The 14,615-nt window shown below is 68.4% G+C and carries 15 protein-coding genes; 8 read left to right on the top strand and 7 right to left on the bottom strand.

The genetic code is table 11. The annotated features are described in order from the left end of the window. The 3 genes from JHC79_RS19925 to JHC79_RS19915 form a co-directional block, all read right to left on the bottom strand. Positions 1 to 342 (bottom strand): CNNM domain-containing protein (locus JHC79_RS19925; protein WP_296394091.1); only part of this gene is annotated, 342 nt, incomplete at its 3' end. Further along, positions 339 to 1,700 carry a hemolysin family protein gene (locus JHC79_RS19920; RefSeq protein WP_296394094.1) on the bottom strand — a complete coding sequence of 454 codons (1,362 nt, stop codon included), beginning with the start codon at positions 1,698 to 1,700 and terminating at the stop codon, positions 339 to 341. The genes JHC79_RS19925 and JHC79_RS19920, both read right to left, overlap by 4 nt. Before the next feature lie 80 nt (positions 1,701 to 1,780). Continuing rightward, a complete protein-coding gene (locus JHC79_RS19915) occupies positions 1,781 to 3,121 on the bottom strand; it encodes a glycogen debranching protein (protein WP_296394089.1) in 1,341 nt (446 codons plus the stop codon). A gap of 169 nt (positions 3,122 to 3,290) precedes the next feature. Between JHC79_RS19915 and JHC79_RS19910 the strand changes: the two genes are divergently transcribed. Then, a complete protein-coding gene (locus JHC79_RS19910) occupies positions 3,291 to 3,986 on the top strand; it encodes a YceI family protein (RefSeq protein WP_296394087.1) in 696 nt (231 codons plus the stop codon). Positions 3,987 to 4,001: 15 nt separating this feature from the next. Here JHC79_RS19910 and ilvD read toward each other — a convergent pair whose 3' ends face one another. Further along, the gene (ilvD, locus tag JHC79_RS19905) at positions 4,002 to 5,708 is read right to left on the bottom strand and encodes a dihydroxy-acid dehydratase (protein ID WP_296394086.1); all 1,707 of its coding nucleotides are present in this window, start codon (positions 5,706 to 5,708) and stop codon (positions 4,002 to 4,004) included. A 113-nt stretch (positions 5,709 to 5,821) separates the two neighbouring features. On the opposite strand from ilvD, the gene JHC79_RS19900 reads away from it, so the two are divergent. Next, positions 5,822 to 6,292: an SRPBCC family protein gene (locus JHC79_RS19900; RefSeq protein ID WP_296394083.1), complete on the top strand. Its 471-nt coding sequence runs from the start codon at positions 5,822 to 5,824 to the stop codon at positions 6,290 to 6,292. Between the two features lie 2 nt (positions 6,293 to 6,294). Here the strand turns inward: JHC79_RS19900 and JHC79_RS19895 are convergent, their stop codons facing one another. Beyond that, entirely contained in the window at positions 6,295 to 7,644 is a 1,350-nt protein-coding gene (locus tag JHC79_RS19895) for a cytochrome P450 (RefSeq protein WP_296394080.1), read from the bottom strand. 77 nt (positions 7,645 to 7,721) lie between these two features. Here JHC79_RS19895 and JHC79_RS19890 point away from each other — a divergent pair, with 77 nt between their 5' ends. Then, the gene (locus JHC79_RS19890) at positions 7,722 to 8,342 is read left to right on the top strand and encodes a TetR family transcriptional regulator (protein ID WP_296394078.1); all 621 of its coding nucleotides are present in this window, start codon (positions 7,722 to 7,724) and stop codon (positions 8,340 to 8,342) included. A 36-nt stretch (positions 8,343 to 8,378) separates the two neighbouring features. Continuing rightward, on the top strand, positions 8,379 to 9,056 hold the full coding sequence (locus JHC79_RS19885; protein WP_296394076.1) for an SDR family oxidoreductase: 678 nt from the start codon (positions 8,379 to 8,381) through the stop codon (positions 9,054 to 9,056). Between the two features lie 16 nt (positions 9,057 to 9,072). Here the strand turns inward: JHC79_RS19885 and JHC79_RS19880 are convergent, their stop codons facing one another. Further along, positions 9,073 to 9,444, bottom strand: a complete 372-nt coding sequence (locus JHC79_RS19880; RefSeq protein WP_296394073.1) for a nuclear transport factor 2 family protein — start codon at positions 9,442 to 9,444, stop codon at positions 9,073 to 9,075. A gap of 215 nt (positions 9,445 to 9,659) precedes the next feature. Here JHC79_RS19880 and JHC79_RS19875 point away from each other — a divergent pair, with 215 nt between their 5' ends. Further along, positions 9,660 to 10,718, top strand: a complete 1,059-nt coding sequence (locus JHC79_RS19875) for a GGDEF domain-containing protein (protein ID WP_296394071.1) — start codon at positions 9,660 to 9,662, stop codon at positions 10,716 to 10,718. A 35-nt stretch (positions 10,719 to 10,753) separates the two neighbouring features. Here JHC79_RS19875 and JHC79_RS19870 read toward each other — a convergent pair whose 3' ends face one another. Next, complete coding sequence (locus JHC79_RS19870; protein ID WP_296394069.1) at positions 10,754 to 11,623, bottom strand: LLM class F420-dependent oxidoreductase; 870 nt, start codon at positions 11,621 to 11,623, stop codon at positions 10,754 to 10,756. A 180-nt stretch (positions 11,624 to 11,803) separates the two neighbouring features. Between JHC79_RS19870 and JHC79_RS19865 the strand changes: the two genes are divergently transcribed. The 3 genes from JHC79_RS19865 to JHC79_RS19855 all read left to right on the top strand — a co-directional run. Then, positions 11,804 to 12,472 (top strand): GntR family transcriptional regulator, encoded by a 669-nt coding sequence (locus tag JHC79_RS19865; protein ID WP_296394093.1) that lies wholly within the window; start codon positions 11,804 to 11,806, stop codon positions 12,470 to 12,472. A 72-nt stretch (positions 12,473 to 12,544) separates the two neighbouring features. Further along, entirely contained in the window at positions 12,545 to 13,960 is a 1,416-nt protein-coding gene (locus JHC79_RS19860) for an allophanate hydrolase (RefSeq protein WP_296394067.1), read from the top strand. Continuing rightward, positions 13,957 to 14,615, top strand: a 659-nt coding sequence (locus JHC79_RS19855; protein ID WP_296394065.1) for a cysteine hydrolase, incomplete at its 3' end; no start/stop codon positions are given. The genes JHC79_RS19860 and JHC79_RS19855, both read left to right, overlap by 4 nt.

Genomic DNA, 14,615 nt, shown 5'->3' with positions numbered 1-14,615 from the left:
GAACGTCACCACGATCAGCGCGAGCACGAAGCCGATGACGTCGGCGATCCACAGTGGTGCGCCGAGGCTCTCGAAGCGAGGCGTCAACCAGTAGTGCACCGCCGGTTTCGTCACCGCACCCAGCGCCAGGGTGCAGACGGTGATGCCCAGCTGTGAGCCCGCGAGCAGCACCGACAGATCCGACGCGCTGCGTAGGGCCGCCCGCGCCGCACGGCTGTTCACCGCGGCGTCCTCGAGTCGGTGTCGGCGGGCCGCGATGAGGGCGAACTCGATGGCCACGAAGAACGCGCTCGCGCCGATCAAGCCCGCGGTGACGATGACGAGGACCCAGGGATTGCTCATCGTGTCGTCTCCATGTCGGTGGCGTGATCGTCGGTGTCGCTGTCGGTCATGGCCACTCGGACGTGCACCCGCGCGGGGACCATCCGTTCGACCGCGAGCACCGTGACCGTCAGCGTGCGTCCGGGTGGGTCGTCGTCGTGGACGAGATCGGCAGCGTCGGCCTCGAGCGGGATGGCGACGTGGCTCCCCGCCTCGGGGAACCCACCGGCCGCATGGATCGTCGCGCCGGCAAGGGTCTCGTAATCGCCTGCCGGAAGGCCGAATCCGATGACCCGCTCGACCTCGTCGACGGGCAGGTCCCCCGGCATCGACCACCCCTGCTCGAGCGAGCCGGTGACCGCGGCGGCGGTGCCGCCGTCGTGTTCGTCGTCGATGTCGCCGACGAGTTCCTCGGCGATGTCCTCGACGGTGACGATCCCGGCGAATCCGCCGTATTCGTCGATGACCAGCGCCATCTCGGCGTGCGCCGACTCCAGCGTCGTCAGCACCGCGGGCAGCGACAGCGTCGTCGGCACCATCACGGCCGGCCGAACGAAGTCCTTCGCGGTCCCGTCGAGCTGGTCGGAGAGCATGTCGTGCAGCGCGATCACGCCACGCAGGTCGTCGGGACCGTCGCCGATCACCGGGTAGCGGGTGTGCCCGGAACCCATGACGGCCAGCACCGCCGTCACGTCGTCGTCCGCCGAGATCGTGTCGACCCGTGAGCGCGGGACCATCGCATGCGCCGCGGTCCGACCGGGAAAGTCCAGTATTCGGTCGAGCAGCGCCGACAGGTCGGGGGCGAGCTCGCCGGTGGCCCGGGATTCGGCCACGATGTGCGCGAGGTCGCGGGGTGTCGCCGAGTGCTCGACGTCGTGCACTGGCTTGATGCCGAGCACCTTGAGCAGCAGGTTCGACGACTGGTCGAAGAGCCAGATCAGCCACCCGAACAGCGATAGGTACAGCGTGGTGGACCGCGCGAGCCACTTGGCCACCGGCTCGGGCCGGGCGATGGCGAGGTTCTTGGGGAAGAGCTCGCCGAACAGCATCTGCACCAGGGTCGAGAGCACGACCGCGACGATGGTGCCCAGTGCGACACCCGTGGCGGCCGCGAACCCCAGACCGCCCAGGAGCTCGCCGACGCCCTCGCCGATCAATGGTTCGGCCACGTAGCCGACCAACAGACCGGTGACGGTGATGCCGAGCTGCGCGCCGGACAACATGAACGAGGTTCGGCGCGTCACGCGCAGCGCACGCTCAGCGCTGCGGTCACCCGCTGCGGCCTGGGCTTTGAGCCGTGAACGGTCGGCCGCCATGTAGGCGAACTCCTGCGCGACGAAGTAGCCGGTGAACGCGGTGATCACGAGGACCACGAGCATGCCGGCGAGGATTCCGAGGATCGTCACGACATTTCTACGTCCAACTGAACGTAAAAGTTCCTTTACTCGGCGGGGTCGACCTAGTCGAGCCAGTCCAGGACGGCCGCGGCGGTCCAGCTCTGCTGCATACTGCCCAGCGGCTCACCGGTGAACGGTTCGTAGTACTCGGCGAACGCGCCGTCCTGCGCCTGGCGCAGTCCCTCCTCGCGGAGGCGGGCCGATCGTTCGGGCCAGCCGCGCCGGGCGAACGCCCACGAGAACAGCCAGGTGATCACCGGCCACACCGGACCCCGCCAGTACTCCCGGGGTTTGAAGTTCGCCGCGATGGGTGAATTCGACGGTGGGACCGCGTATTTGAGGTCGGGATGGCCGCAGAAGCGGGGTCCCTCGAAGATCCGCAGCAACGTCCGTTCGCGGTCGCGAGGCAGGCCGCCACAGAGCAGCGGGGCGAAGGCGGCGATGGTCTCGGTGTTGATCCACCGTCCCGCCCGCAGGTCGAAGTCGCGGGCGATGCCATTGCGCTCGTTGGTCGCGGCCACCACCCCGGCACGAAAGCGATCGGCCCATGCACGCAGGTCGCGGACGTCCGACCGTGGCTTGGAGTAGTCCTCACCGATGGTCGCGAGCACGTCGCACGCCACAGCGAAGATGGCGCTGACGAACACGTCCTCGACGGCAAAGCTCATCACCTCGGGCAGCAGGGCGTCGTCGTAGTTCACCCGCTTCATCTGCTCGACGAGCCACAGGTAGCGGTCGTACTCGAGATCGGTGGGCCGCATCGTGAGATCGGCGACGTGCATCAGATCGGCCCGGGTGTAGGGCGGCAGATCGTGGCCGGGGACGACGTTCTCGTACGCGGCGTCCCACCGTGGGGAGTTGTCCATCCCGGACTCCCATCCGTGGAACAGCGTGATCCGACCACGCCCGCCCGGGTCCCGGGCGTCGGCCAACCACCGATGCCACCGGACGAGATCGCCCCACCGACGGTCCAGGAACTCGTTGGCCACCGCGCGGGTCGTGCGCCCGCGACGACGGGACTGATCCAGGATCCGTTGCACCGCGATGGCGTGGACGGGAGGCTGGGTGATGCCCGAGGTGTCGGCCGTCGTCGGGGCGTGGGCGGCGAGTTTCGAGCACTCCCACCGCGCGGGACCGGGGAAGTAGCCGTCGCGGCCGTTGGCGAACACGATGTGCGGGATCATCCCGTTGGTCCACTGCGCCGAGAGCAGGGTGTCCATCTCGATGACGGCCCGCTCCACGCTCAGCGGTGCCAGACCGACCGAGACGAAGGCGGCATCCCAGCTCCACATGTGCGGGTAGAGCTTGGGTGCGGCGCTGGTCATGGTGCCGAGATCGTTGCCGCGCAAAAGATAGGCCGCGCGCGCCGACAGCTGGGTCGGGGTGAAACCGAGGTTCGCCACGTCGCCATTCTCACGTATACCTGCGGTTTCGCGCGCGGCGGCGTGGTCGAGCCCGTGACCGGGCCGATGTCACCGAGTCCGTTTTGCGCCATTTTGCCAGGCAGTTTTCAGGAAGGCCGCATATCTTCGGTTCTCATCACCTCGCCAGGACACGATGAGACGGAGCGACATGAAGAAGAAGCTGCTGTGGGCCGCCGGAGTGATCGTCGTGGTCGTGGTCGTCGCGTTCGCCGCGGGACCGTGGGTCTACAAGAACTGGATCGTCGACGACGCCGATGAGGCCCTGACCCTGCCGTCGCAGACCCAGGCGGCGCAGGGCGACGTCAACGGCGCGTGGACCGTGGTCGCCGGACCGGACGGGCAGGACGCCCGCACGCAGGCCGGTTACCGGGTCGACGAGGTGCTGCGCGGCGAGAACATCACGGTCAACGGTCGCACCACGAAGGTCACCGGCGGTATCGACGTCGCCGCTGACAAGCTCGAGACCGGAACCATCACCGTCGACGTCGCGTCCATCACGAGCCCGGATTCGTCGCGCGACAACCGGTTCCGCGGTTCCGGGATCATGGACACCTCCGCACATCCGACGGCGACGTTCGAGATCACCACTCCCGCCGACATCTCCGGGGTACCGGAATCGGGTGAGGCCGCCACGGTGCCGGTGACCGGCACGATGACCCTCAAGGGCGAAAAACGCGACGTCAGTACCGAGCTCAACGTCAAACGTTCCGGGACCTCGGTCATCGTGCAGGGATCGATCCCGGTGACGTGGTCGGACTACGGTGTCGAGGCGCCGTCGCTCGGCTTCGTCCAGGTCGAGAAGACGGGGTCCATCGAGTTCCTGGTCAACCTCGACCGCGCCTGACCGCGCATGCGGGGGCTAGCTGCAGACCGCTCCCTGTGACGCCGAGCCGACGAGCTTGGCGTACTTCGACAGCACCCCACGGGTGTAGCGCGGGGGCAGCGGACCCCACCCCTGCCTGCGCGCTGTGAGTTCGGCCTCGTCGACGAGCAGGTCGAGTGTCCCGGTGCCGACGTCGAGCCGGATCTGGTCGCCGTCGCGCACGAAGGCGACCGGGCCCCCGTCGACGGCCTCGGGTGCGACGTGTCCGACGCAGAGTCCGGTGGTGCCGCCGGAGAACCGGCCGTCGGTCAGCAGCAGGACGTCCTTGCCGAGGCCTGCGCCCTTGATCGCGCCGGTGATGGCAAGCATCTCGCGCATGCCGGGCCCGCCCTTCGGGCCCTCGTAACGGATGACGACGACGTCGCCGGCCGCGATCGTCCCGTCCTCGAGGGCATCCATCGCCGCACGCTCGCGTTCGAAGACGCGCGCGGTGCCGACGAACACGTCGGAGTCGAACCCGGCGGACTTGACCACCGCGCCGCCCGGGGCGAGGGAACCCTTGAGGATGGTGATCCCGCCGGTGGGGTGGATCGGCTCGCTCATCGCGCGCAGCACCTTGCCGTCGGGGTCGGGCGGGGCGATGTCGGCGAGGTTCTCGGCGACGGTCCGGCCGGTCACCGTCAGGCAGTCGCCGTGCAGCAGACCTGCGTCGAGCAGGGCCTTCATCACCACGGGCACACCGCCGATGGCGTCGACGTCGGTCATGACGTGCCTGCCGAACGGCTTGACGTCGGCCAGGTGCGGGACCCGGGCCCCGACACGGGTGAAGTCGTCGAGGGTCAGTTCGACCTCGGCCTCGTGCGCGATGGCCAGCAGGTGCAGCACCGCGTTGGTGGAACCGCCGAACGCCATGACCACGGCGATCGCGTTCTCGAACGCCTCACGGGTCATGATGTCGCGCGCGGTGATCCCACGACGCAGGAGTTCGACGACGGCCTCGCCGCTGGCGTGCGCGAACTGATCGCGTCGACGGTCGGGCGCGGGCGGAGAAGCGCTGCCCGGCAACGACATCCCCAGCGCCTCGGCGGCGCTGGCCATCGTGTTGGCGGTGTACATGCCACCGCAGGCGCCCTCGCCGGGACAGATCGCCCGCTCGATGGTGTCGACGTCTGCGCGCGACATCAGCCCGCGCGAGCAGGCACCGACCGCCTCGAAGGCGTCGATGATGGTGACCTGGTGTTCGCTGCCGTCCGACAGCGTCGCGAACCCCGGGAGGGTGGAGCCGGCGTAGAGGAAGACGCTCGCCAGGTTCAGTCGCGCTGCGGCCATGAGCATTCCGGGCAGCGACTTGTCGCATCCGGCGAGCAGCACCGATCCGTCGAGGCGTTCGGCGCTGACGACGGTCTCGACGCTGTCGGCGATGACCTCACGGGAGACCAGCGAGAAGTGCATTCCCTCGTGTCCCATCGAGATGCCGTCGGACACCGAGATGGTGCCGAACTCGAGCGGGAAGCCGCCCGCGGCGTGTACCCCGACCTTGACCGCCTTGGCCAGCCGTTCGAGGGACAGGTTGCACGGGGTGATCTCGTTCCAGGAGGACGCGACACCGATCTGCGACTTGACCCAGTCGTCGTCACCCATCCCGACCGCGCGGAGCATGCCGCGCGCCGCGGTCTTCTCCAGCCCGTCGGTGACGTCGCGACTACGCGGTTTCACGTCCGGTGAGTTGTCCTCCGTCGACATGACGCTCCTGACCTTCTACATCGAGAATCGGGCTGGGCTGCCCGGTGAGCAGAACTTCCACGCCAGCGTAAACCCGTTCCGGTGGGCGCCCGATCGGACTACCGTTCCACGGCATGGCACCCACCTCGTACACCGTCGCCCGCTCGACGGAGATCTCTGCTTCCGCCGAGACCGTCTACGCGCTCGTCGCCGACTTCCACCGGTGGCCGGCGTGGTCACCGTGGGAGCAGTCCGACCCGAACCTCGAGCGCACCTACGGCGGTCCGGACTCCGGGGAGGGCGCGACCTACGAGTGGCACGGCAACCGCAAGGCCGGCGCGGGCACCATGACGATCACCGAGGCGGAGCGGCCGGGTCGCGTCGCGATCGACCTCCGGTTCGAGAAGCCGTTCTCGGCGGAGAGCACCGTTGTCTTCACGATCGTCGAGACCGGGTCCACGACGACGGTCGACTGGACGATGGCCGGGAACAGCACCGGGTTCGCCAAGCTGTTCACCAAGGTTGTCCCGATGGACAAGCTGATCGGCAAGGACTTCGAGCGGGGTCTGCGCTCGCTCAAGGAGCAGGCCGAGTCGGGCAGCTGAGGTCAGCCGGCCTGGGTGGTACGGGGCTCGGCGATCCGGCGCGGTGAGAGCCGGACCCGGCCACCTTTCGCGGGGTTGAACGCGACCCCACGAGAATGCCAGGCCTCGTCGGGGTCCGTGGTGGTCTCGATGGTGTAGTGCCGCAGCAACTCCCGCAACACCACATCCATCTCCATGTTCGCGAACGCGGCGCCGATGCAGCGCCGCGTGCCGCCGCCGAACGGGATCCACGAGATCGTGCTGGGCTTCGATCCGAGGAAGCGGTCCGGGTCGAAACGGTCGGCGTGCGGGAACAGCGCCTCGTCGGCCTGCACCTGGGCGATGCTCACCAACACCACCCGGCCCTTCGGGATGGTCCACTCGCCGAGGGTGAGTGAGTCGGCGGTGACGGTGCGTCCGCAGAGATCGATCACCGGCCGCGAGCGCTGGACCTCGTAGATGACGGCCTGGCGCAGTTCGGAGCCGCCGGCGTCGACCTCGTCGTAGAGACGACGTAGGACGTCGGGATGACGGGTCAATCGTTCGACCGCCCACGACAGGGTGTTCGCGGTCGTCTCGTGACCGGCGGCGAGCATCGTGAGCAGCTGATCGGCGATCTCTTTGTGTGACAACGCCGTTCCGTCGTCGTAGCGGCTACGGAGCATCAACGACAGGATGTCGGAACGGTTCTCGAAGTCCGGGTCGGCCTGCGCCGTGGCGATCAGTGCGTCGACGAGGTCGTCGAAGCGGCGGCGGTTGGTGTGGAACCTGCGCCACGGCGACCCGGGGAAGTCGAACGGCGGTTTGGGGAGCACCGAGATGCGCGAGCCCTGCTCGATCCACTCGGGCATGTGCCTGCGGAGCACCTCGAGTTCCTTGCCCTCGGCGCCGAACACCGCGCGCAGGATCGCGTTCAGCGTGATCCGCATCATCGGGGCCAGTGACTCGAATTCTTTTCCCGACGGCCAGGTTCGGGCCTCGGCGAGGGTCTCCTCGGCGATGATCGACTCGTACTCGCGCATCCGCTTGCCGTGGAACGGAGGAGTGAGCAGTTTGCGTTGCCGACGGTGCTCCTCGCCCTCGAGCGAGAACATCGACGCCCGCCCGAGAACGCGTCCGAGGTTGGGCCGGACGTTGTGCACCGCATCCGATCCACTGAGGAACAGCTGCCTGATCAGATCGGTGTCGCCGAGAACGACCGCGTTGCCGAACATGGGCACGTTCACCGTGTAGTCCACGCCGTGCCGACGCCGCATGAGCGCGAACAGCCGACGCCGCGAGGTGATGAACAGGGCCCCCTGAACCGACCGGGGCAGGCGTGACCCGGGCGGGAGACGCGGGACGGCGACGTCCGAGGCGGTGTCGGTGGACATGGAGAGCACCCTTCGGCGAACACATTGATCTGGGGTACTCCAACGTACCAGCAGCAGGTCGGCGTACGGTCGAATCCGTGGTTGATGTCGGGCATCAGAAGGGAACCGTGGCCTCCGAACCCACCGGGTCCTCCTACCGGGACCGCCTCATGGCCGGAATGGCGGCTTCGCTGACCCAGCGCACCTACCGCGACACCACCATCGGCGAGATCGTCGCCCACGCCCGGACGTCGCGGCGGACCTTCTACAAGGAGTTCAGCGGTCTCGACGACTGCTACTTCGCGTTGCTGCGTTCGGTGCACAGCGAGATCCTCGGGATGGTCGCGACCGCGGTCGACATGACCGCCGACTGGCGTGTGCAGGTCCGGCAGGCCATCACCGCGTATTTCGCAGGGGTACAGACGCATCCGGCCGTCATCCGGAGCTACGTACGCGAACTGCCGTCCCTGGGCGATCCGACCGTGACGCTGCAGTCCCGCCCGCGGGACCAGTTCATCGCGCTGCTGGTGGGCCTGAGCGACACCGCTTCGCTGCGCACCTCCGACATCGCGCCGGTGACGGCGGAGATGGCCCGCTTCCTGGTCGGCGGGCTCGAGGAGCTGACCGCCCTCGTCGTCGAGGAGAACCGGCCCGTCGATGACGTCGTCGAGACAGCCATCACCGCAACCACACGGTTGCTCGGCCCCGCCACCGCGTGACCCGGTGACCCTGTCACGGGTCACTAGGCTCGGGGCATGCCCACAGCTCTGATCACCGGCGCCAGTCGCGGTCTCGGCGCCGCCATCGCGCGCGCCCTCGCCCCCACCCACGACCTCCTGCTCGGCGGCCGACCGTCATCCGAGCTCGACACGCTGGCCACCACGCTCGAGGGGTCGTCGACGTGGCCGGTCGAGCTGACCGATCACGAGGAGATGGGCGACGCCACCGACGCCATCGACTCCCTCGATGTGCTCGTGCACAACGCCGGGGTGGGCAGCATCAGCACCGTCGAGGAGACCCCGGCCGACGAGTACCGCCGGATCATGGAGGTCAACCTCATCGCCGTCGCCGAACTGACCCGGCTGCTCCTGCCCGCGCTGCGCGAGGCGGGCGGACACGTCGTGTTCATCAACTCCGGCGCCGGTCGCAACGCCAACCCCGGGTGGAGTGCCTACGCCGCGAGCAAGTTCGCGCTGCGCGCGTTCGCCGACTCGCTGCGCGCCGAGGAGCCCGGCCTGCGGGTGACCTCGGTGTATCCCGGGCGCATCGACACCGACATGCAGGCCGACATCGTCGCGATGGAGGGTGGCGACTACGACGGGTCCCGGTTCCTGCAGCCCGACACGGTCGCGGCCGCGGTCGCCCACGCGATCGCCACGCCCGCGGACGCGCATCCCACCGAGATCATCCTGCGTCCGACCGCGCGACGCTGACGGGTGGGGCGAACCGTCAGATCTGCTTGAGGTCGGTCGCCGGGTCCCAGACCGCCCGCATGCTGACCACTCGGCCGTCGTCGTCGAAACGCATGATGTCGATCGGGGTGATCTGGAACGACGCGTCGCCGGCCGCGGTGGTCAGCGAGAACTCGAAGACGGCGGTGTCGCCGGCGATGCGAACCCAGGACAGCGTCGTCGACCTCTCGAGTCCGGCGATGGCGCCGTAGAACTCGAGCAGCGCCTCGCGAGTGGAGCGGATGTCGGCGCCGATGGGGTCCTCCACCGTCGCACCCTCGGCGAAGAGCTCGACGACGGCCTCCGCCGTGCCTGCCCCGACCAGCTCGACGTAGCTCTCGACGGTTGCCCTGATCTTGTCGTTGCTCATCTGTCCATCCTCGTTTTCTACGGTCGCGGAACTAGAACGTGTTCTAGTGATGGACACTAACGCATGGCCTCTTCACCACCGCAATGTCCCAAAACCGGGGACTCATGACCGTTCGAAGCACCAAACCGGGGTATGTCGGCCACAATCGTCAGGTGCCGGTCATCGAAGGGGGACATCAGCCAGGGGGCAGTGTCAGATCGACCACGAACACGCGCGTGATCAGCGCGCTCTCCGGCGGCATCGGGATCCTCAGCATTCTGACCGCAGCCGCGTGGATCGGACTGGCGTGGGTACCGGGCGGACCGGACGGGACGACCGGACGGGTGGCCCTCGGGGTCGCGAGCGTCGGGGCCGTGGCCGTGGGGATCCTGCTGCTCGTCGCGCCCCGCACTGGTCCCGTGGCGCGCGTGGTGTTCCTCGGAGCGGCCGATCTGGGATGTGCTCTCACCGCGCTGAGCTGCAGCGACGCACGGGTCGGACTGGCCAGCACCGTGACCCTGGGTCTCGTCGGCAGCTACGCCGCGTTCTTCACCAGCCGTCGGGTCACCGCCGGTCAGGTCGCGGCATCGGCAGTGGTGATCGCAGCGGTGCTCGTCGTGGGCCTCGTCGACGGCGAACAGTCGATCAGCTCGCTGTATCCGTTCGCGGTACAGGCGGCCTTCGCCGGAGTCTTCCTGACCGTGATACTGCATTATGGATTCGCAGCGATCGGCTCGCGGAACTCATTGCAGACGGGTGAACCAATGCGGGATCAACTGACCGAGGTACTCACGCGCCACGGTCTCTACTCCGCGGCATCGACGAGTCTCGGAGCGCTGAACCGCAAGGACTACCTCGTGGTCGTCCGCGTGCACCTCGACCAGTTCCAGGACATCGCCGTCGGAGACGGTCGCGAACGCGGCGAGCAGGTGCTCCAGCGCGTCGCCTCGCGCCTGGCCCAGGGCGTCCGTGGCGGCGACTTCGTCGCCCGTACCGGCGACGCGGAGTTCTCCGCGCTGGCCGGCGTCACCCACGAGGGTGTGCGCATCTTCGCGAATCGTTTCCGTGAACTCGTCTTCAGCGTCGAGGACCCGGTGCCGGTGTCGGCGAGTGTCGGCGTGGCGTTCGCGCCCACCCCGATCCCGTCCACGGGTGTCCAGGTCGCGATCGACGCCTTGCTCGACCGCGCCGAGGTGGTCATGCGATCCGCGCAGGACGCCGGCGGCGACCGTGTGGAGATCGACTGGTCGGTGCCCGACCCGGTGCCGACGCCGAACGCCGAGGCGCACACCTGATCTGATCGGCGGCCCCGGCGTCCTCGCGGGGCGCCTCAGATCTCGCGCAACCGCGGCAGCACCGTCGCGGTCAGCTTCTCGGTCCACTCGACCGGGTCCGGTCCGGCGGGCCCGACGAAGACCTGCTCGACGCCCAGCGCGGCGTAGCGCTCCATCTCGGTGAGGAACCCGTCGACGTCGGCGACCGGATCGACCGCACCGATGATCGTCGTCTTGATGGTCGCCGGGTCACGCTGCTCGGTCTCGCAGTGGCCCTTGAGCACATCGATCTTGTGGGCGACCTCGTCGACGCCCGTCGCGAACAGATTGCACATGTCCGCGTACCGGGCCACGAGCTTGAGGGTCTTCTTCTCGCCGCTGCCGCCGATCATCAGCGGTGGGCCCGGCCGGGAGATGGTCTGCGGGTTGTTCAGCGTCTCCGCGAGTCGATAGTGCGTGCCCTCGTACGGTCCCTCGTCGTCACCGAACATCTGGCGGGCGATCTGGATGGTCTCCTCGAGACGTTCGAAACGTTCCGCGGTCGACGGGTACGGCACGCCGAGGCCCTGGTGTTCGCGCTCGTACCAGGCGGCGCCGACGCCCAGCATGGCCCGACCCTCCGACAGGACGTCGAGCGTCGTCACCACCTTGGCGAGCAGTCCGGGGTGTCGATAGGTGATGCCGGTGACCAGGGTGCCGAGCTGCACCCGACTGGTGTGCGCCGCGAGGAACGTGAGTGTCGAATACCCCTCCAGCATCGCCAGATCCGGCCCACCGAGCTGTTCCATCTGGAACCAGTGGTCCATCACGGTCAGCGTGTCGACCCCACCCTCGTCGGCGGCCTTCGCGGTGGCGGCGAGCGTGCGACCCAGTGCGGCCGGACCACCGGGCAGGGTCATGTTGGAGAGATGAACGGCGATCTGCATGACGGGGGGTTCCTTCTGACGGGAGCTTCGAGGACGGGGGCGAGGACGCCGGAGGGTTCCCGGGAGCTGTCGCGTCCGAGATCCACAATGCCATTCAGCAAATGCTTTCCTGGGTCAACTACAATTGTCGACAGTTTCACCGTGTCCTTCGATCTCGGGAGTCCCAGCACAACCATGGCGATGCCGCAGAACGCCCGCGCGACCGACGCTCTCCCCCTGAGCCTCGTCGACGTCGCCCGCGACCGCGTTCGGGACGCGATCCTCGGTGGCTCGTTGGTGCCCGGGGAGAAGATCGTCGAGGAGCAGCTGTGCGCCGAACTCGGCATCAGCCGGGCCCCGCTCCGTGAGGCGCTGAAGTTGCTCGCCCAACAGGGACTCGTCGTCCAGACACCGCGTCGCGGCACGCGCGTGGCCGAGTGGTCACCCACCGACATCCGGCAGCTCTTCGACCTCCGATGCGTCCTGGAACGTCACGCGATCGACATCGCCCTCCCCCTCGGCGACGTCGAGAAGCAGGTCGCGCCCGTACGCAGCGCTCTCGACGACATGCGCTCGGCGCCGGACGATCTGCAGCGCGACGACGCGCACCGCCGATTCCACGCCGCGGTGGTCGGGCTGGCCAACAATCGACAGCTCGATCTCGCGCTCGAACCCATCCTGCTCAAGCTGCAACTACCGATGGCGGTCAACCTCCGGACCGAGGCGCGCAAGCTCCGTCGTCCCGCCGACGGCATCCGCAGGCACGAGGTCATCGTCGAGGCCCTGCTGACCAACGACCCGCCGACCGTCCTCGCCGCGCTCCGCGACCACGGGCACCTGGACCATCTGGATCTGAACGCGTCCGCCTGACGCCGCCCCTCGCTTACACGATCGACACACGGCCGTTCCGCAGACGCCATCTTTCTGTCGACAATCGACGGTATGGAGAATCAAGCGCGACCGGCTCGGGGCCCGTCGATCGGTCCGTCGATCGTCGAGATCCTCGACTCGCACGCCGCCGGGACCGGGTCGCCCACGAAGACCGCGGCGCGGGTGGCCGACGCGATAGCCGCGGCGGGCGACGACGGCACGTGGCTGTCCACGGTCCCGCGCGAGGAGCTCATCGCAGCTGCGGCGGCCATCGAGAACCGGCCGGGCGCCCGCACGCTGCCGCTGTACGGGGTCCCGTTCGGGGTCAAGGACAGCATCGACGTCGCGGGCCACGCCACCACGCTCTCCTGTCCCGACTACGCCTACGTCGCGACATCGACCGCGCCCGCCGTGCAACGCCTGATCGACGCGGGAGGGCTCTACGTCGGAAAGACCAACCTCGACCAGTTCGCCACCGGACTGAACGGCACCCGGACCCCGTACACGATTCCGCGTAGCGTCTTCGGCGGCGAATTGATCTCCGGCGGATCGAGTTCCGGGTCGGCACTCGCGGTCGCGCTGGGCCAGGTGCCGTTCGCCGTGGCCACCGACACCGCCGGATCGGGCCGCGTGCCCGCGGCCCTCAACGGCGTGGTCGGCTTCAAGCCGTCACGCGGACTGATCAGCACCGTCGGCTTGGTCCCGGCGTGTAAGTCACTGGACTGCATCAGCGTCATGGCGGGATCCATCGACGACGCCGAGCGGGCGTTCGACGTGATGGCCGGCCGCGATGACGCCGACCCCTGGTCGCGTGACCGCGGACCGCGCCATGCCGGGACACCGATACGGGTCGGGCTACCCGCGGAAGCCGAGCTGGAGTTCTTCGGCGACACCGCGATGGCCGAGGCGCACCGCGGCTTCCGGAAGCGACTGGCCGCCGAGTTCGACATCGTCGACGTCTCACTCGCACCGTTCTTCGCCGCGGGCGAGCTGCTCTATCAGGGGCCGTGGGTCGCCGAACGACTCGTCGAGTTCGCGGACTTCCTGGCCGAGCACCCCGACTCCATCCATCCCGTGGTCCGCGACATCCTGCGCGGCGGTGAGAAGTACACCGCCGTGGACGCATTCGCCGCACTGCAGCGGCTCCAGGAGCTGCGGGCGGAGGTGGGACGGCTCTGGGAGCAGATGGACGTCCTGGTGGTCCCGACCATCGGCACCACCTTCACCGTCGACGAGGTACTCGCACGACCGATCGACTGCAACACCGTCCTCGGCCACTACACACACTTCGGCAACCTGCTCGACCTCCTCGGCGTGGCCGTGCCGATCGGGACCACATCCGACGGCCGGCCGGCCGGTGCCACCGTGCTGTCGGCCGCGCTGCGCGACGACACCGCGTTGCAGTGCGCCGCACGGATACTCGATCAACCCCGCGCCCCGCTCGTCGATGTCGCCGTCCGTCCCGTTCTCGTCGAGGAGTCATCATGACCGACATCGTCGTGGCGTCGGCGACGCCGTCGCCGTTCACATTCGATCCCGCCACCACCGCGCTGGTGATCATCGACATGCAGCGAGACTTCCTGCTGCCCGGCGGGTTCGGTGAGACGCTCGGCAACGACGTCGACGAGCTCGCGGTCGTCGTGCCGAGACTGGCCGCGCTGCTGGCGTCCGTGCGGGACGCCGGTATGACGGTCATCCACACCAGGGAGGGGCATCGACCGGACCTGTCCGACTGCCCGCCCGCCAAGCTGCACCGTGGCGCACCGTCGAAACGAATCGGTGATCCCGGCAAGTTCGGACGAATCCTCATCCGCGGTGAATACGGACACGACATCGTCGACGAACTCGCGCCGTTGCCCGGTGAGGTGATCATCGACAAGCCCGGCAAGGGCGCCTTCTACGCCACCGAACTGTCCGATGTCCTGCGCGACGCGGGCATCACCCGGCTCCTGGTGACCGGTGTGACCACCGAGGTGTGCGTGCACACCACCACCCGCGAGGCGAACGACCGCGGCTACGAGTGTCTCGTCGTATCCGACTGCTGCGGATCATATTTCCCGGAGTTCCATCGCGTGGGCATCGAGATGATCAGTGCCCAGGGCGGGATCTTCGGGTGGGTCGACGACTCGACCGCCGTGATCAC

This window comes from Williamsia sp. (assembly GCF_016462415.1).
Lineage (GTDB): Bacteria > Actinomycetota > Actinomycetes > Mycobacteriales > Mycobacteriaceae > Williamsia_A.
This window is presented reverse-complemented; position numbering and strand designations above follow the sequence as displayed.

What these genes read in the sequence shown, in the direction of transcription:
- JHC79_RS19920 (WP_296394094.1), bottom strand. Translation starts at nt 1,700, where the DNA reads ATGCTCGTGGTCCTCGTGATCACCGCGTTCACCGGCTACTTCGTCGCG.
- JHC79_RS19910 (WP_296394087.1), top strand. Translation starts at nt 3,291, where the DNA reads ATGAAGAAGAAGCTGCTGTGGGCCGCCGGAGTGATCGTCGTGGTCGTG.
- ilvD (WP_296394086.1), bottom strand. Translation starts at nt 5,708, where the DNA reads ATGTCGACGGAGGACAACTCACCGGACGTGAAACCGCGTAGTCGCGAC.
- JHC79_RS19900 (WP_296394083.1), top strand. Translation starts at nt 5,822, where the DNA reads ATGGCACCCACCTCGTACACCGTCGCCCGCTCGACGGAGATCTCTGCT.
- JHC79_RS19895 (WP_296394080.1), bottom strand. Translation starts at nt 7,644, where the DNA reads ATGTCCACCGACACCGCCTCGGACGTCGCCGTCCCGCGTCTCCCGCCC.
- JHC79_RS19885 (WP_296394076.1), top strand. Translation starts at nt 8,379, where the DNA reads ATGCCCACAGCTCTGATCACCGGCGCCAGTCGCGGTCTCGGCGCCGCC.
- JHC79_RS19880 (WP_296394073.1), bottom strand. Translation starts at nt 9,444, where the DNA reads ATGAGCAACGACAAGATCAGGGCAACCGTCGAGAGCTACGTCGAGCTG.
- JHC79_RS19870 (WP_296394069.1), bottom strand. Translation starts at nt 11,623, where the DNA reads ATGCAGATCGCCGTTCATCTCTCCAACATGACCCTGCCCGGTGGTCCG.
- JHC79_RS19865 (WP_296394093.1), top strand. Translation starts at nt 11,804, where the DNA reads ATGCCGCAGAACGCCCGCGCGACCGACGCTCTCCCCCTGAGCCTCGTC.
- JHC79_RS19860 (WP_296394067.1), top strand. Translation starts at nt 12,545, where the DNA reads ATGGAGAATCAAGCGCGACCGGCTCGGGGCCCGTCGATCGGTCCGTCG.